Annotated in this window: 13 protein-coding genes; 9 read left to right on the top strand and 4 right to left on the bottom strand. The window is 41.9% G+C overall.

What is annotated here, in order from left to right:
• Positions 1-24: 24 nt before the first annotated feature.
• The 4 genes from dusC to rluD form a co-directional block, all read right to left on the bottom strand.
• Positions 25-969 (bottom strand): tRNA dihydrouridine(16) synthase DusC, encoded by a 945-nt coding sequence (dusC, locus tag ACTG7Q_RS08800; RefSeq protein ID WP_439242943.1) that lies wholly within the window; start codon positions 967-969, stop codon positions 25-27.
• Between the two features lie 11 nt (positions 970-980).
• Positions 981-1,868, bottom strand: a complete 888-nt coding sequence (djlA, locus tag ACTG7Q_RS08795; RefSeq protein WP_439242941.1) for a co-chaperone DjlA — start codon at positions 1,866-1,868, stop codon at positions 981-983.
• Between the two features lie 98 nt (positions 1,869-1,966).
• Entirely contained in the window at positions 1,967-2,725 is a 759-nt protein-coding gene (gene pgeF / locus ACTG7Q_RS08790) for a peptidoglycan editing factor PgeF (protein WP_439242939.1), read from the bottom strand.
• Positions 2,726-2,727: 2 nt separating this feature from the next.
• On the bottom strand, positions 2,728-3,714 hold the full coding sequence (gene rluD / locus ACTG7Q_RS08785; protein WP_439242937.1) for a 23S rRNA pseudouridine(1911/1915/1917) synthase RluD: 987 nt from the start codon (positions 3,712-3,714) through the stop codon (positions 2,728-2,730).
• 109 nt (positions 3,715-3,823) lie between these two features.
• Here rluD and ACTG7Q_RS08780 point away from each other — a divergent pair, with 109 nt between their 5' ends.
• From ACTG7Q_RS08780 to ACTG7Q_RS08740, 9 genes are all read left to right on the top strand, one after another.
• Positions 3,824-4,654: an outer membrane protein assembly factor BamD gene (locus ACTG7Q_RS08780; RefSeq protein WP_439242935.1), complete on the top strand. Its 831-nt coding sequence runs from the start codon at positions 3,824-3,826 to the stop codon at positions 4,652-4,654.
• 270 nt (positions 4,655-4,924) lie between these two features.
• Positions 4,925-6,607, top strand: a complete 1,683-nt coding sequence (locus ACTG7Q_RS08775; protein ID WP_439242933.1) for an SrfA family protein — start codon at positions 4,925-4,927, stop codon at positions 6,605-6,607.
• Between the two features lie 18 nt (positions 6,608-6,625).
• The gene (locus tag ACTG7Q_RS08770) at positions 6,626-9,691 is read left to right on the top strand and encodes a virulence factor SrfB (protein ID WP_439242931.1); all 3,066 of its coding nucleotides are present in this window, start codon (positions 6,626-6,628) and stop codon (positions 9,689-9,691) included.
• Between the two features lie 12 nt (positions 9,692-9,703).
• Complete coding sequence (locus ACTG7Q_RS08765; RefSeq protein WP_439242929.1) at positions 9,704-12,400, top strand: putative virulence factor; 2,697 nt, start codon at positions 9,704-9,706, stop codon at positions 12,398-12,400.
• A 9-nt stretch (positions 12,401-12,409) separates the two neighbouring features.
• Positions 12,410-13,366, top strand: coding sequence for a hypothetical protein (locus tag ACTG7Q_RS08760; protein ID WP_439242927.1), 957 nt, complete (start codon positions 12,410-12,412; stop codon positions 13,364-13,366).
• 81 nt (positions 13,367-13,447) lie between these two features.
• Positions 13,448-15,412 (top strand): vWA domain-containing protein, encoded by a 1,965-nt coding sequence (locus ACTG7Q_RS08755; protein WP_439243069.1) that lies wholly within the window; start codon positions 13,448-13,450, stop codon positions 15,410-15,412.
• Between the two features lie 9 nt (positions 15,413-15,421).
• On the top strand, positions 15,422-16,108 hold the full coding sequence (locus tag ACTG7Q_RS08750) for an ABC transporter ATP-binding protein (protein ID WP_439242925.1): 687 nt from the start codon (positions 15,422-15,424) through the stop codon (positions 16,106-16,108).
• Positions 16,108-17,325 (top strand): ABC transporter permease, encoded by a 1,218-nt coding sequence (locus tag ACTG7Q_RS08745; RefSeq protein WP_439242923.1) that lies wholly within the window; start codon positions 16,108-16,110, stop codon positions 17,323-17,325. The genes ACTG7Q_RS08750 and ACTG7Q_RS08745 overlap by 1 nt, the downstream gene beginning before the upstream one ends.
• A complete protein-coding gene (locus ACTG7Q_RS08740; protein ID WP_439242921.1) occupies positions 17,315-18,874 on the top strand; it encodes a formylglycine-generating enzyme family protein in 1,560 nt (519 codons plus the stop codon). Before ACTG7Q_RS08745 ends, ACTG7Q_RS08740 begins: the two co-directional genes overlap by 11 nt.
• Positions 18,875-18,891 lie beyond the last annotated feature (17 nt).

Raw genomic sequence — 18,891 nt, 5'->3', positions numbered from 1 at the left:
ATTGCTAACCTGATTGATTGTTTTTTATTCAATCTTAGCGATATTTTCCAATCGCAAGCGTAAATCTTCTGCGGTTTGACAGGTTTTAATCTGCTCAAATACGACACTTGCCTCGGCATACTCTTTATTTAAATAGCGTAGCCATTGTTTAATGCGGGCAACATGATAAAACCCCGAATCATGTTGATTTTCTATGTTGGCATATTTTTGTAACAGGGACAGAATGAAAGACCAATTTGATTTTGCTTGATTATATTTCAGCACATAGCTGAGATTCGGAAGTGTTAACGCACCACGCCCAATCATGACATCTTGACAACCCGTAATAGCAAGACAACGTTGAGCGTCTTGATAATGCCAAATTTCACCATTGGCAATCACAGGAATACGCAATTTTGCCCGCACTTCACCGATTTTTTGCCAATTAATCCGATCAGCACGATAGCCATCGGCTTTGGTACGGCCATGAATGGTGATTTCCGTGGCGCCCCCTTGTTGTACCGCATCGGCAATTTCTAGGGCTTGTGAAATATCGTCCCAACCTAACCGCACTTTTACGCTGACAGGCAAATGGCATGGTACAGCTTGGCGTAAGGCAAGCGTCGCTTGATAAATCAATTCCGGATTTTTCAGCAAACTGGCGCCACCATGGCTACCATTAACGGTTTTTGACGGGCAACCACAATTTAAATCAATGCCATGGGAGCCTAATTCTATGGCCCGATTGGCATTTTCGGCTAACCATTGCGGATGTTGACCGAGTAATTGTACCCGCACGGGTGTGCCTGATGGGGTATATCCCTGATGAGACAATTCGGGGGCAAGACGATAAAATACTTTGTTAGGTAATAATTGATCAACGACCCGCACAAATTCAGAAATGCACAGATCATACTCATTGATTTCGGTGAGTAATTGGCGTACAAAAGGATCCAGTACGCCTTGCATTGGGGCTAAAATAACACGCAAATGAAAAAGCCTTACTTCCAGCCTTTCGCTTTACAAATCAAATCATAAGCGGCTTGAATTTGTTGTGCTTTTTCTTTGGCCATTTCAAGCATTTCTTTTGGTAACCCTTTTGACACCAATTTATCGGGGTGATTTTCGTTCATCAAACGGCGATAGGCACGTTTAATGGTTTGTTGATCGTCAGAGGCGCTGACCCCGAGCACTTTATAGGCATCTTCCACTGTTGGGCCAGATTGATAGCCGTAATTTCCTCGTTGGTAACTGCCTTGTTGTTGATAGCCACCCTGATATTGTTGTTGCTGTTGTTGATATCGCTGATAGGCTTGTTGATAGAAACCACCGCTCGAAAATTGGCGTCGAGCCAATTCCATCATTATAATTTGCTCAAATTGCATGGAGGATAAGCCCAGTTCTTCCGCTACAATACGCAATACTTCTTTTTCATTTTGGTGTAATTCGTCGTCAGCGAAAGCGGTTTGCACTTGAATGCTGAGGAACATCCGCAGCAGATCCGCCCGTTGGCCACAACCTAAGCGAAATTCACGGATCACCTGACGTAATGGAAAATCAGTTTCTTTACCTCGATTAAAGGCTTGTTGAGCCAGTTTGCGGTTGGACTCATCAAGTTGTAATTGCCCCATCACGTTGGTGGCTAACTGAATATCTTCTTGCGTGACTTGGCCTTTGGATTTGCTTAAATGGCCCATCACTGCAAAGGTGGTTTGCATAAATAAAGCTTGGCGAGTGATTTTCTTACCAAAAAAGGATGAACTCACGGTGCCTAATTCATATAATTTTTTCTCTGCCCAATGGCCTACCACGGCACCGGCAATCCCGCCGAACACGCCAGCTAATCTATAACCAATCAAAAAACCTAACAGTTTACCGATAAAATTCATTGTGATATGTTTTCCTTAATAAAGCGTACCAAAAGTGCGGTGATTTTTTGATTAGATGGTGATTTCTGGCAAAAATTCAACCGCACGTTATGATTTTTTTATTCAAACCAAATCAAACTGGCCATTCGTCCTGTTTGACCGTCACGGCGATAAGAGAAAAAATCCTCCGCTTGCCGATACGTACAATGTTCACCGCCATAAATGTGCGTGATACCTAATTTCTGTAAGCGTTGTGTGGCTAATTGATACAGATTGCCATAATATTTCCCATTATTCACGGGATCAGGAGTAAACGCTGATAAGGCATTAGGATCCTGTGCCACAAATTGCTCCACCACTTCTTGCCCCACCTGAAAGGCGGTTGGGCCAATGGCGGGGGCGAACCAAGCCATCATCTCCGTTGGCGACGCTTGAAAATAGCTGATTGTTTGTTCCAAAATCCCGTCACATAAGCCTCGCCAACCCGCATGGGCGGCGGCCACTTCGTGACCTTGTCGGGTGCAAAATAACACCGGCAAGCAATCAGCGGTCATGACTAAGCATACTTGATTTTTTTCTCGGGTATATACCGCATCCGCCTTGATATCGTCACCCGCATAAGGCAACTGAATCACCCTTGTGCTATGGGTTTGCGTTAAAAACAGCGGAAACTGTGGCAGGCCTAACTGCTCAGTTAATAAAAGTCGATTATTTTGCACCGCAGTTTTATCGTCTCCTACATGATCACCGAGATTAAAGCTGTCATAAGGTGGCAAACTCACACCGCCTTGACGAGTGGTGCTAAAGGCTTTCACGCCATGAGGTGCGTCCCAATCTGGCGAAAGTGCGGTGATTTTGGGTGAGATTTTTTGCGCCATGATTAATAATCCAATTCATCTTTATGTAACTGATAATCCGCTTTCAGGGCGTTGATCAATTCCACAAAATCCTCTGGCAACGGTGCGTGCCATTCCATGGTTTCACGGGTGATCGGATGTTCTAAGCGTAACATCACCGCATGCAAGGCTTGACGCTGAAAATGGCGCAATACCTCACTAAATGCTTCCGTGGCATTTTTCGGTGGACGAGGACGACCGCCATAGGTTTGATCGCCTAATAACGGGTGAGCAATGTGCGCCATATGCACCCGAATTTGATGGGTGCGACCGGTTTCTAAGCGCAAGCGTAAACGGGTGTAATTGCGAAAATGCTCCATAATCCGATAATGGGTTACCGCCGGTTTGCCCATGGGGTGAACGGCCATTAACGTGCGTTTGGTGGCATGGCGAGCCATAGGTTGATCCACCTTTCCTCCTTTGGTCATCACCCCAAAGGCCACCGCCTCATATTCTCGGGTAATTTTACGTTTCTGCAAATCCCGTACCAACTGAGTTTGGGCGGGAATGGTTTTGGCCACCACCATAAGCCCTGTGGTATCTTTATCTAAACGGTGAACAATGCCTGCCCGTGGCACTTCCGCAATAGCTGGATAATGGTAGAGTAGTGCATTTAACACCGTACCATTTGGATTGCCCGCCCCAGGGTGAACCACAAAATCTTTTGGCTTATTGATCACCAAAATATCCTCGTCTTCATACACAATATCTAACGGCAAATTTTCTGGTGTATAATGGGTTTCATCTTCCACTTCCACACAAATTTCAACTTGCTCACCGCCTAACAACTTATGTCGTGGCACATTTAATAACTGGCCATTGACACGCACTAAATCGGCCTCAATCCAAGTTTTTAAGCGTGAACGTGAATAATCGGGGAACAATTCCGCCAAGGTTTGGTCTAAACGTTGTCCCATTTGCTCGGGCTGTACTTCCGCCGAGAGCGTAATTTGTTTGGTATTTTGTGCCATAAAGAATAAAATTCCGTGAATTATTTTGTAATGTCAGATAGAATATGACGGAGATAACAGATATTGTACCTTAAGATGACATTTTTACATAGAAAAGGATTAATAGGCTATGCGTAAATTAAAATCGCTCACACTTATTGCATTAACGGCGTTAGCCATTTCAGCTTGTTCCAGTAACAAAGCGGTGGAACAAGCCTCCGAACAAGAGTTATTTAACATAGCACAAACCCATACTCAAGAGGGGAGCTATACTGATGCTATTCGTTATTTTGACGCTTTAGACACCCGTTTCCCCGGTAGCACTTATAGCGAACAAGCGAAACTCAATATTATTTATGCTGCCTATAAAACCCAAGATTACACCAAAGCCATCACCACCGCCGACAGTTTCTTGCGTACATTCCCAAACAGCCAACATGTGGATTACGCCTTATATATGGTGGGCTTAACCAATACTTCCATGGGCGATAACTTTATGCAAGATTTCTTTGGTATCGACCGTGCTACCCGTGAAAGCACCTCCATGAAAACGGCCTTTAGCAATTTCCAAACCTTGGTCACCCATTTCCCAAACAGCCCATACACACCGGATGCCTTAGCACGTATGGCCTATATTAAAGACCATCTCGCTCGTCACGAATTAGAAATTGCAAAATTCTACACCGAACGCAAGGCTTGGGTGGCCGTGGCCAACCGTGTGACGGGAATGTTGAAAACCTACCCAGATACCCAATCTACCTTAGAGGCCTTGCCATTAATGCAAAATGCCTATCACGAATTGGGATTAACACAGCTTGAACAGCAAGCTGCAACATTGGTGAAAGCCAATGAGGGCAAACAAATTCAACAAGCGAAGAAACCAGATGAACCGTTTTTGAGTATTCCATCTTGGATGAAGTTTTGGGATAAGAAAGAGGACGCTGGCGTAGTCGCACAGTAACCTAGTTATGCTAAATATTAACCCTACATAAGTAAGTAGGGTTAAATCTTTTTATGTGGCTTATTATCCCCGTTGGGATAATGCTTTTCTCTTTTTTTACCGCAGTTTCTTGCTTAGAAAATCCCCATTTATCGACCATGCCAGATGCGTTTTGGCAAAATGCAAACGATTACTTATTAGGCAAGATAGGCTTGTATTTTTTGTTGATAACTTATAAAATTAGGTGGCTATTCTCTTCCCATTCTATATTTTAACAAAAAAGGATTTATTATGAGCCAACTGCTTCGTACGGGCGATCTAAAAGATTATACCCCGTTAGGTCAAGATGGGCGTGCTGTTTATACTATTGCGGGTCAAATTCGTGATGCCATTCGGTTAAAAAGTAGCAGAACCCATGCCGATTATCTTGCTATTCCACAGCGTAATGACACAGGTAACTCCATTGACTGGTATATTCCTTTTGCCTCCGACCGACCTGACCAATCTTATTTTATTATTCCTTGGACATCTGCCACCGATGAAGAACGCGTGGAAAGCCTGATTGCGTTGGATCAGTTTAAAGATGAAATGTTGACGTTAGGTAAAAAGCTCGCCAAAATTCCTAATTTAGCGGGTGATCAGTTGCTTTTTTCTCGTTTATTGTATGCGGAAAATTTATCTGCTGAGGAACAACTGAAAGCGATTCGTTTTCCAAATGAAGAACATGTGTATTTAGTTAATGGACGCCCTGTCATTACCTTTTGGGGGTTTACCGATAAACGTCAAGCACAAATGGCGGATCCTTTTTTATGCTTGCGTCCACTTGAACCCGAAGTGCCTCAAGTCGTGACGCCGCCGCCTCCTGTAGTAGAACCAATCGTGGAAAATACGGTGGTAGAACAGCCACGTAGAAAATGTTTCTTGTTTAATATAGAACATAATTGCCGTTTTGGTTGGTGTCATTGGTGTCTGTGTTTACCGTTATTGGCCTTGTTATTGGGATTCTTGGTATGGTGGTTTAACCCCGCCTTGTTCCCATTTGGTGGCTTGAATATAGCCGGTCAGGTGCCAGTGGCTGAAACAGAGAAAGTGGAAACCGAGAAAACAGAGCCTCGAGTGCATTATATGGTAAATGGTGTGGTGCGTGACAAAAACGGCCGTGTTGTAGATGATCCGAAATCTTGTGATGTGATATTGGGTGAAGATAAATTCCCGTATTATCAAAAAGACGGTCAATGGCTGAGTAAAGATAATAACTTGCCAGTGGACGGTTCCGTGCGTGATAATTTAGCCGCCATGCCGACAAACACTACTCCAGCAACAGAGGCAAAAGATGGTGTCGCACCAACAGATCCTGCCAATAATACGGAAGACAAGGGCGCCGTGTCACCGGTGGACCCAAATTTAAATACTGGGCAGACACCGGAACCAGATCAAGGGCAACAAGCCAACGATGGCAACAATAATGACGGTAACAATAATGGCGCAACACCGCCAGCCCCTGATTTAAATAATGCGTCAGAGGCTAAACCTGATAATGCAGCAAGCCAAAATGATGGTGTGAATAACACCAATGCAACCGATGGTTCAGCGAAAAATCCGCCTTTATCCTTGGATCCAAATGCCATGGCACAAGGTAACACTAAATTCTTAAATGGAAACTGGACGGCAGGGGCCGGGATTCAAGATAAGGCAACGGGTAAGCCATTGAAATTACGTTATGAATTTAAAGATGGTAAAGGCAGTGTGACATTACAACGTGGCGATGGCGTAAGCTGTTCTGCTAATGTGGCAGCCAGTGTGAAAAGTGGCGGTTTGAACATTGATAATGGTGGGGTTGCCAACTGTTCAGATGGTTCAACCTATCAATTACCATCCGTCGTTTGTCGCCCAGGCGCCAAAAATATTGCGGACTGTAACGGTAGTTATGGTAATCAACAATTCCCAATGACGATGAAGTCTCAACAACAATAATAAGGAGCGAACGTTAATATGTATCCTGAATTACATCATTATAATCGTGAGCTAACGCTCATTATGGATAGCGGTATCCAATTTATTGATTTTGGTTTGAAAATTGATTGGAAAGATAAGGCGTGGCGTGAAAAAGGCTCAGGCTATTTTGTGTTCGGTGGCGATAATGCACCGTTGCGCCGCCTAATTTTAGCCAAAAATGGGGAAGGCTATTGCGATACCGCAAAACCAGATTTTTTGGTGAATCCAAAGGACGAAATTAGTGTAGAGCAATCTTTTACACTTTTTGATGGTATTTGGTTACCGATTCCCGTATTACGTAGTATTCCGCCTGATCGTTTTGATGAGGGGCCGTATAACTGGTCAAGAGCCCGTATTGTAAAACTCGAGGAACCTGATGAAGAGGGTAATACGCACCGTGTCACCGTGGCATTTGATACTAAAATTTTCCCGAATAACACCAATACTGCTTATCTGGCGCCGACCACTGAAGATGTGCGTGCAGGGGGCGAATTTGCGCTCGCTCATCAATCCAATCAAATGTCATGGTTTTTAGATTATAAATGGGTGAACGATTGGCTGATTGAGCTTTACCAAGAATTGGCGGCTGAGCCAACCCGTCTTAAATTATACGATGATGACATCGAAGACGATTTGAAAAATAAACGCCATCAAGGGCATTATTTGAATATATTATCTATTTTGGGCACAGAATTGGATTTTCCGAAAATTCGGATTGTTTCTAATCAGGATGATGGTATTACTAAGCCGATTCCGGTGGATATGGTGTTAGATGTGGGGAACTCTCGTACTTGTGGGATTTTAATTGAGAATCATGAACAAGAGCACGATGGCTTAAGTAAACGTTACGAATTGGAAATTCGTGATCTGAGTAAACCAGAACATATTTATAACGAACCCTTTGAGAGCCGTGTCGAATTTTCTCAAGCCTTTTTTGGTAAAGAACACTTTTCTGTACAAAGTGGTCGCCGAGATGCTTTTCAATGGGCAACCATTGGGCGGATTGGGCGTGAGGCCAATCGTTTAGCAAGCTTACGTGAAGGGAATGAGGGCGCAACAGGCTTATCTAGTCCAAAACGTTATTTATGGGATGAGGCACAATATGGGCAAGGTTGGCGTTTTAATACCTCTTATGTCAAAAGTGATTCAGAACCTTATGCCACTGCAGAGCCACTGTCAGGCTTGATTAATGAATGGGGTGAGCCGTTACATACTTTATCCGATGATAATGAAGAAGAATTTGAACGTAAAATGCCCGTGTTTCAACCTAAATATTCACGCAGTTCGTTGATGACCTTTATGTTATCGGAAGTGTTGATGCACGCCTTAATGCAAATGAACAGCCCGACTCAACGTTATAAATTAGAACATGCAAAAGCACCGCGCTATTTACGTTCTATTATTCTGACCGTACCACCCGCCATGCCACGTCCAGAGCGGGCAATTTTTGAGGACACCATGGAAAATGCCATTGGGTTAGTATGGAAATGTCTGGGTTGGGATAGTAGCGATGATAAGATGGACTTTAGCAAAGAAGCCCGAGATCAGAAAAAATATTGGCCACAATTACCTGAAGTGCATATTCAATGGGATGAGGCTACTTGTGGTCAAGTGGTGTATTTGTTTAATGAAACGCAAAACAATTACAGCGGTCGCCCAGAAGAATTTATTGCTGCCATGGTACGTCCAGATAAAGCGGAACAAGATAAATCCAAATTGCGTATTGCTACCATTGATATTGGGGGCGGTACAACGGATTTGGTGATCAACGATTACAGTTTGGATTATGGTGATGGACAGACCCATTCCAGTAACGTGTATATTGTGCCAGAACAAAAATTCAGAGATGGCTTTAAAGTGGCTGGGGATGATATTTTGCTTGAGATTATCCAAAGAGTGGTGTTAAAAGCGCTATCCGATGGTTTAAAAAATCTCGGCTTGAGAGATCCTGAACCAGTACTTTCTCGTTTGTTAGCAGCGGGGGGAACAAGTAAGGTGCAAGACGAAATTTTGCGTCAACAGTTAACTTTGCAGGTCTTTAATCCTATTGGTTTGCGTATTTTAAAAGAATACGAAAATTATGATCCCTATACCTCAAGTGCAGTGTTGCCAAATTGTACCTTTGAAAGTTTATTGTCTGAGGTAGATTTACCAACACAAAATGTATTGAATTATATTAATGTGCCGATTCAACGGGAATTAGGGCAAACTGGTTTTGATATTTTACAGTTGCCGATTAGCGTGGATTGGAGACAAATTCATTATCGTTTTATTTGTGATAAAGAGAAGGGAGCTTATGATATTTGTAATGCTTTTAACTCCATGAGTGAAATTGTCAATCTTTATCAATGTGATGTGTTGTTATTAACTGGTCGCCCATCTCGTTTGCCGGGGGTTCAAGCGTTCTTTAGATCACGAGTGCCATTACCAGTGGGGCGTATTTTACCGCTATATCATTATCATACAGGTACTTGGTATCCATTCCACAAACAAGGACGCATTGAGGATCCAAAAACCACGGCAGCCGTTGGTGCTATGTTATGTATGTTAAGCCATAATCAGCGTTTACCGAACTTCTATTTCCGAGCATCCTATATTAAAGCCTATTCGACGATTCGTTATATTGGTCTGTTAGATAAAAGCAATATGTTAAAACAGGCAAATGTGTACTATAAAGATGTGGATTTAGATAATCCTCAATATTTATTTCCAGAAACGGTGGAATTTGAGGTACGTGGTCCGATACGTCTTGGTTTCCGTCAATTAAATGTTGAACGTTGGCCAGCTGCACCACTTTATACTCTGACCATTGAAAACCCAGATTTACGTCGCCGTATCGCACAAGATGGGATGTATTTGAAAGTGGCGCTAAAAGCGAAAGAAGTCGGTCAATCGAGTAATAAAACACGTACGGAACAATTTGAAGTGAAAAGTTTATCTGCGTCAGATGATCGTAGTGTAAATCGCTTTAAAGATATTAAATTAACCTTAAACACCATGACAGATGCAGGCCTAGGCAGTAAAGAAGAATATTGGCTTGATAGTGGTGTAGTGAAAAGATAAGGAATGAAAACCATGACAATGAATGCAGACAACTTAACAGAATCTTGGCAAACGGTTTTCACGGGAGCCAAACAAGCTATTAATTGGGTGGAGGAAACACGTCCACAGAGCCAAAGTTTAAATAATGAGGCGGATCGCTTGACGTTAGAATTGCGTCGTTTACGCAATATGGCGAAACGTTTGGGTGGTGTCTCTAATCGTCCGATGACAACAGGTTTCTTCGGCTTATCACAAGCCGGTAAATCAAATTTGATTTCTGCGCTAGCGGCAGGGGAAAATGGTAATCTCGAAACGATTTTTGATGGTCATCAGCTAGACTTTATTCAGCACATTAACCCACCGGGTGAAGGGAGTGAGGCGACTGGCTTGGTGACACGCTTTAGTCGTACCGCCAAAGGGGGAATTGCAGGTTTTCCTATTGAGCTACGTCTTTTTGATGAAATTGAAGTGGTCAAAATTTTAATGAACTCCTATTTCAATGACTTTGATAAAGAAAAAGTGGAATATGAGTATGATCACGGCAAAATTAGTGGTATTTTGCAAAAAGTCGCCAACAAACGCAGCAATGACTATGTCGCTGGCATCAATGAAGATGATGTAGTGGATTTACAAGATTATGCGATGGATAATTTTGGTAAATCTGTATCACCTTTACAAGCCAGTTATTGGGCCAAAGCTACGCAATATGCGCCCTATTTAACCATTGAAGATAGAGCAATTTTATTTTCGATTTTATGGGGCGAAATTCCAGAATTAACCCAAGTCTATATTCAGTTTGCGCAAACCTTAGCCAAATTAGGCTACCCTCACCGTGTGTATGCTCCCTTGTCTTGCTTGGTGGAAAAAAATGACAACGGCACTTTTAGTCAACGCAATAATATTATGAGTGTGAGCATTTTGAAACGGTTAAATACTGATCAAGATAGCCAAATCATGATTAAACCGGTGGATCCAGAAAGTGAGGAAGTGAAACCTGAGGTGTCAATTTCCTTGGCGCAACTGGCTTCATTGACCACAGAATTGGTGTTCCCGTTGATTAATAATACTCGAGTGAGCGCCTTTGAAAAAGTGGATTTGATTGACTTCCCTGGTTATCGAGGTCGTTTAAATGTGGTGGTTCTGAAAAAAGAAGAGCCAGAAAAGAATATTATTTCGCAACTGATCTTGCGTGGTAAAGTGGCCTATTTATTTGAACGCTATACCGATAATCAAGAAATGAATATCTTGATCTTTTGTACGCCATCTAATGCTCAATCGGAAATCAATGAAGTAGGGCCCGTGCTTGAACGTTGGATCCATAAAACACAAGGACGTACAGCAGAAGAACGTCAATTACGTAAGCCAGGTTTATTATGGGCGATCACTAAATTTGATATTCGGGTAAATAACGGTTTGCCGAAAAAACCAGAGGAGCTAGAATTATTTTGGGGTGAGTTGATGAAACAAACCTTGACAGAACGCTTTGGTGCCTATGATTGGTTACAAAACTGGTCCAATGGTAACTCGTTTAATAATGTTTTCTTAGTGCGTAAACCAGGTTTCCCCGTGGCTTTCCTTGATATGGATGAAGATTATCAAGAGTTAAGTTTGGCCGAAAAAAGTGTGCCACAATTGAATCTGATGAAAAAAACCTTTATGGATACGGCACCGATTCAAAAATATATTGATAAACCTGATGAAAAATGGGAGCAAATGCTAAGTCTTAACGATGGAGGGATGGAATACGTCAGTAACTACATCGAAACCATTGCGATGCCAGAAGTAAAATTACAACGTATTGGCGAGCAACTGAATAGTGCGATCCAAATGGTAGAATCTCGTTTTGAACGCTGGTACCAAAGTGGTGGCGCAGAGGAACTGGGCAAAAAACGAGAAATGGCGGAACATATTTCTCGTACATTGTTTAAAAAATTCGGATATTTGGGAGAATTATTGTACAACTTACAATTGCCTACGGAGACCATTCGTTCACTTTATTTAGATGATGATGTTTCATTAGTCAATGATGTCAGCAAGGAAGAGGAGACGTCAGATATCTCTAGTTTTGGCGATATGGATCTTGGTTTTGGAGGCATGGATTTAGATAGCTTTGATTTATTCGGTGAAACAACCTCTGTTGAGGAAACCTCTGATGTGACTGTTTCTGCTCCACCACAATCACAATTCGCACAGAACGTCTTTAAAGCTTGGATAGAGCATTTACGTAGCCTCTCTACCAGAAAGGATTTTTGTAATTTCTTTAAGTTTGAGCCACAGATTATTGATGATTTAGTGGGGGAATTGATTACTGGTGCAGATCGCTTAAAATTACCAGAGCAGCTTGCGATAGCAGTCACGGAGAATGAACGAGCAGGTTTTAAACGTGATCAAATCGTTGGACGCCAAGTTTTCTCTATGAATATGTTGATTGCTGATTTTGTGGCATGGTTGGGGACTTCATTGGATAAAGCCAAACGACCATCTAGTCGTGTTAGAGCTGGTACCATGGTATTTGAGCCTGCACCATTAGAATTGTTACTTAATGGTGTACCTAAATTAAGTGAAGGAGACTCCAAGTATACGCAATTTTATCTTATGGACTGGCTTGTGGCCTTTGGCTCTTTATGTGAGCAAAATGCAGGGCACAGTGCAGGACGAGAAATTGATGTGACACAAAATGCGAAATTGGGTGATGTGTTAGCAAAATTTAAGCAAGCAAAATTATCTTAAGGAAGATTTATGAGGATTGAATTAAAAGAAAAGAAACCTGGATATGCAGAGTTCTCAGCTACGGGTTGGAAAGGTGGTGACAAGATTGAATTAGCCATTTTACGTAATCAAGATAATTGTTATTTTTCTCATAACAATCAATGGAATAAGGAACCTGTTTGGCATGTCGTTACAGATTTCAGTGTGAATGATGGTAAGTTATCTGGCGAATTAGGCCCCAATATTATTGATGCCTTAGTACAACAATCGAGCAATGTACGCTATATGATTCAGGTTAAAGATGGGAGTGTGGAAGATAACGGTTCGGTGAAATTTGTGGGCAATATTTTAGCCTCCAGTGCCAGTGGCGATACATCTCGAGAAGCCGATATTCGTCAAGCACCTCCCGTTGTTGAACCAATACCTGAACCAGAGCCAGAACTGGTGCCAGAACCCGAACCAGAGCCAGAGATTGAACCGATTCCCGATCCTGTGGTAGAAAGTGCGGTGGAAAATACCGCAGTTCCTGAGGTACCACCAGCGAAAAAAAGCAAATTAGGCCTGATTATTGGTTTGCTGATTTTGTTGTTAGCCATTGCTGGTGGCGTCGCTTATTTCTTATTGGGGCAAGATTCACCAAAAGCATTAGCGGCCTGTGAATTAGATTCAGCACCGAAAGATGACCTTGCCTTTATTCAAACTTGTTTAAAAACTAACCCAGATAGTCAAGCGTTATTGAAGTTAATTGAACAAGCAAAACAAAATAAAGCCTGTGGTCTGGCGCAACGTCTTTATGCAAATAAAGCGCAAAGTGGTGATAGCGTGATTGCCTTGGCCTATGCCAAAGAATATGACGACGCCTTTTCGAAAGGGGATGGCTGTTTCAAATTGGATAAAGAAACGGCTGTGTATTGGTATGAAATCGCATTAGAGAAAGATCCGAATAATGCGGAAGCCAAGACGCGTTTAGACGCACTCAAAAAATAGTACAGAATAAGAGGCCATCTCATGAAAAAATTGACCCAATTAAGCCTAGCGTTGGCATTAGCCTTGTCTTCGGTCGCCAGCATGGCGAATGACAAGCCGTTATTACAAGAAGGGAAAAAAAGTCTTCCTCAACGGGTATTGAGTACCCCGAGTTGTAAATTAGCTGACAAGGCTGGTGGCTCAGGTAAAGCGGTGCCAGCGTTCTCTCGTTATTATGTGTATGAACGCCAACAAGTTGCAGGTAGCGAATGGATTAAAGTCGGTGCCGATGAATCGGGCAAAATTGTAGGCTGGTTAGATAATCATTGTGCGGTACCTTGGAATACGCAAATGGCATTAGTTTTTACGAACCCAGTTAATCGTGATTTAACTCTGTTTTTTGGTAAAGATCACAAAGCAGATTTAAATGCCTTAATTGATGCTGATAATAATAGCGAACAAGTAGCCAAATTACGAGAAACCTTAAAATCCAAAGGATCAGCGCCCGGAATTGTGGCGCAAGAGCCTGCTGAATATATCGATTTCACCAAAAACTTCTATTTATTACCTATTTTAGAGGGTGAAGAAGTGATGGATGGTAAAGGGTTTTATGAGCGTGTGTTACGTGTGGCTTCGGTCACCAAAGATGATAAGAAAAATCCTGTCTCAGCGAATGACGAGAAAAGCAAACAAAATGCCAAGGCGAACAATAAAGCCGATGATGGATCCAATAATGAAATCACAGGCTTTAATGCGGCGGTCGTGTTTGTGATTGACTCCACCATTTCCATGGATCCTTACATTAACCGAACCCGTGAGGCGGTGAAACAGCTTTATAAAAAAATTGAAGCTAATGGGTTGAAAGATCAAGTGAAATTTGGTTTAGTGGCATTCCGTTCGAGTACTCAGGCGGTACCAGGGTTGGAGTTTGTATCTAAAAAATATGTGGATCCGAATGACGTCAAAGATGGCGATGACTTTATGAAAAAAGTGGCCGACTTAAAACAGGCCAAAGTGTCTAGTAAAGAATTTAGCGAAGACGCTTATGCAGGGGTATCTCAAGCCATTGATGACATTAATTGGAATGGTTTTGGTGGCCGTTATATCGTATTGATTACCGATGCCGGTGCGATTGAAAGCGATAACCCCATTTCCACGACCAAAATGAATGCGGAACAATTAAGACTTGAAGCACAACGTAAAGGGATTGCCCTGTATACGCTCCACTTAAAAACACCAAGTGGTGCCAAAAACCATGAAAAAGCGACGGAACAATATAACTCACTATCGTTTAACAATTACCTGAATAAACCTTTGTACTATCCAGTGAATGCAGGGGATGTGAATGAGTTCGGTAAAAAAGTCTCTTTGTTAGCAGATTCCTTGACGAAACAAGTGAAACTCGCCTATAAAGGTGAGCAATCTGCGGGTAGCGCACTCAATGCAGAAGAAACCAAACCGGCTAAATCGACCCAGACTGCGAAAGATGAACAAACTGACATTGAACAAGATGCAGCCTTGTTAGGTAAAGCCATGCGTTTAGCCTATTTAGGACGTGAACAAGGCAAATCAGCGCCACCCGTATTTGAGGCTTGGATCAGTGATCGTGATTTAGTTAAGTCTGATGTACCGACTGCAGAGGTTCGTGTGTTGTTGACTAAGGCACAACTGAGTGACCTCAGTGAAGTGGTTTCCAAAATTATGGACGCTGCGACACAAGGTATGATTCAACCCAATGAAATGTTTAATCAATTACGTTCTTTAGCTGCGACCATGGGACAAGATGCCAGTAAAATTAAACAAGGCGATGCCGTTAAGTTAAGTGAATTAGGCTTATTTGATGAATATTTGGCTGGTATTCCTTATCGTAGCCAAGTGACGGGCTTAGATGAAGAATCTTGGAAAGCGATGAGTGGTTTACAACAAGAAAAATTCATCCGTGACTTAAACGCAAAACTGAAACTTTATCAGAAATATAATGCGAATGTTGACAACTGGATTTCTCTATCTGAGGGCGCTGATCCAAAAGATAATGTGTATCCTGTTGAATTAGAAGCCTTACCATAGAGGAATCCCATGTTATCCATCACTGATCTTTGTATTTCTCGAGGCGGCACTAACGGTTTTAACGTGAGTGTGCCAGAATTAACCCTCAAGGCTGGCGATATGTTGGCCTTGAAAGGGCAAAGTGGGTGTGGTAAAAGCACGGTATTAGAAATGGTCGGGTTAATTTTAAAACCCGATCATATTGGGCAATTCATCTTGAATGGACACAATATTAAGGACATTATCTTATCGCAGCAATTAACTCGAATTGCCCAATTACGTGCGCAGTATTTTGGTTTTATGCCGCAAACAGGGGGATTGTTGCCTTATTTGACGGTACGCCAAAATATTGAATTATCCAGTCAAATTTTGGGTAAAGGCGTAGATTATGCTTGGTTAGATGGTATTATTGATCAACTCAATGTGCGCCAGTTGTTAAATCATATGCCTAAACAGTTGTCTATTGGTGAACGCCAACGGGTGTCATTTATTCGTGCTATCGCTCATCAACCGACGATTTTATTGGCCGATGAACCAACCGCCTCTTTGGATCCTCGCACCTCAGAAAGTCTATTTAATATTATCTTTGATTGTGTGAAACAATTACAGGTTACCACTATTTTGGTTAGCCATGATTGGCATTTAATTGCAGAGCGTCAGATTCCTTATTTAGAAACACAACAAAGTGGTCGATTTGTATGCGGAGGGCAAGCCTAATGCGATTGCGGTTATTAACTAAATTAGTGTGGCATGATTTATATTTCGATCGCAAAATTTCGCTGTTTATCATTGCATCGATTTCCGCAGTGCTTGCTCCCTTATTGCTTTTATTCAGCTTAAAATTTGGTATTGTTTCTCAACTACAAGCGAAATTAATCAATAATCCCAATAACTTGGAAGTAAAAATTACGGAATCTGCCTACGACACTTTTGGGCTAGATTGGTTCGATAAGATGAAAAAGGATCCGACAGTTAACTATATTATTCCGTTGACCAGAGCCTTGAACTTACAGGTAGATTTGCGTACAACGCAGAATAAATCACAGCCGAATGTTGAACTGCTACCGACTTCAGCAGGAGATCCTTTAATACCCGATGACATGCCACTTTATCATCCAAATGGCATTATTTTAGCCAATAAAACGGCAGACGTATTGCAGGTTAAAGTGGGCGAGGTCATTAGCCTCCGAGCAGAACGCATTTTAAATCAGAAGAAAGAACCGATTTTGGTTGATCTTGTCATTGATGGCATTGTACCTACTCACTTATTTAATCGTCATGGTGGTTTTGTACAGTTGCCGTTACTTGAAGAATTAGAAGATTTTTATGATGGTTTTAAATTGGATAAGTTGATTAAAATCGATACGGGCAAAGAAAAAACGACCACGCACCAACATTATGCAAAAGCCAGATTATTTGCCAAAACCTTGGATGATGTGGCGCCATTAAGCCAACAATTAACCGTGCAAGGTATTGAAAATAAAACCCATGCAGCGGAAATTGAAGATGTGAAAGCCATTGAGCATGTGCTGAATATTTTATTTTTAATTATTGCCATCACATCCGTGATTGGCTGTGCTACCTCGTTAGTCGGCTCCTTTTTAGCCAATATTGAACGAAAACGCAAAGAGATTTCCTTATTGTCTTTGTTTGGCCTAAACCCACGTGAAATCACGGTTTATCTGATTTTACAAGTCACCAGTTTAACCACGATGGCTTTTGTTGCATCAGCAATCTTATATTTGTTGGCTAGCTTTGCAGTGAATCAATTATTGGGTTCAAACCTTAACAATGATAATTTTATCAGCCATTTATTGCCATCTCATTTTGTGATAACCTTTATCATCACCTTTGTATTAGCCATTTTGATTGCTATTATTGGTAGCCGTCGTGCAAATCAAATTCAACCAGCGGAGAGTTTACGTGAAATCTAAATTACCCCTTATTAGCGCCAGTATTTTGTTATTTTCCACCGCACTTTCTAGTCAAGCAGCGTGGGAAACGAAGTTTTTTGATCCAAAAGAATTGCCTGATACCGTGATTTTACCTATGCCTTGTGAGGGCGCTATGGCATTTCGTGTGGTGAAAACAGGCACGCAAAAACCGTTAGATGATAAAGCCGTAGTGCTGGGTTCAGATAAACAAGAAGATGCTTATGCAGAGCATGCCACACCAAACTATATTGCGGGGAGTTTTGGGGATGAAGATGGCAAAGCGGAACGTTATTTTTTAATGGGCAAATATGAAGTTACTCAGCTACAATATGACGCTGTAATGAAAGATACTTGTCCAACGCCATCTATGAAGCTGCGTATGCCTGTAACCGAGGTGAGTTGGTTTGATGCGGTACAGTTTAGCCATAAATACACTCAATGGCTACTACAAAATGCACCGGATAAATTACCTAAAGAAGGTGAAACAGCAACGACCAAAAGATCAGGCTTTATTCGTTTACCTACTAATGCAGAGTGGGAATTTGCTGCACGTGGTGGGGTAGCCGTATCAGAATCACAATTCCGTGAAAGTCGTTTCCCGATGCCTGACGGCGGTATAAGCAACTATGCTTGGTTTGCCTCAAGTTCTTCTGCGAATGGAAAATTAAATTTGGCGGGGCAAAAATCGCCAAATCCATTGGGGTTATATGATGTCTTGGGGAATGCCAGTGAAATGGTATTTGATTCATTTAAAATGAATAAACTGGATCGTTATCATGGTCAAGCGGGTGGGCTAACCATTCGGGGGGCCAGTTATTTGCAATCGGAAGGGCAACTTTCCAGTGCATATCGTGTAGAAAATAGCTATTACAAAGAAGATGGCAAACCTTATTCTGCAAAAGATGTGGGTTTCCGTGTTGCCGTGGTGGCGCCAGTGATCACAGCACAAGATCGCAGTAAAAAATTGGATCAGGCTTGGCAGTCGCTTGGCAAAGGGGACGATAAAGATCAAGCGATTGCAAACACATTCCAAAACCTAACATCGCAAGTACAAGACGATGAGTTGAAAAAGCAAATTAAGACCCTTGAAGATCAGGTTCGTGCATCTAATCAAGCCAAAGAAGAACAGCGTGATTATGCCATTCGTTCCACCCTTGAGCTAGGGGCGTTTTTATGTGCGGATATTTTTGAGTTAAATCAAGTGAATGAAAAGAATAAACTCAAAATCTCAGGGTTTTGCGCTGAAGACGATTTAAAAGAAAATGCGGATCGCAAAGACAGTTGTGAAAAATTTGCACAGCAACAAGAATCTTCACAAAAAGCCTTGGATTTTGTGGTACGTTATTATGCTGATACTATTGTAGGGACAGCATCTAGCTATAATGAAAAAGATATGCTAAATCAAAAAGATCCTACTATTACCAAGTTAGGTAATCAAGGTAATACAAAAATTGGTAAATATATCGATGCCTTTTGGTCCAATCTTATGGAGCATTATAAAACGGGTAAAGTAGAGCGAACCAAATGGCTAGAAAAATGTAGTCAATAATCATGTATTTTTATTAA

The organism is Lonepinella sp. BR2474, from assembly GCF_051851555.1.
In the GTDB taxonomy this organism is placed as follows: domain Bacteria; phylum Pseudomonadota; class Gammaproteobacteria; order Enterobacterales; family Pasteurellaceae; genus Lonepinella.
This window is presented reverse-complemented; position numbering and strand designations above follow the sequence as displayed.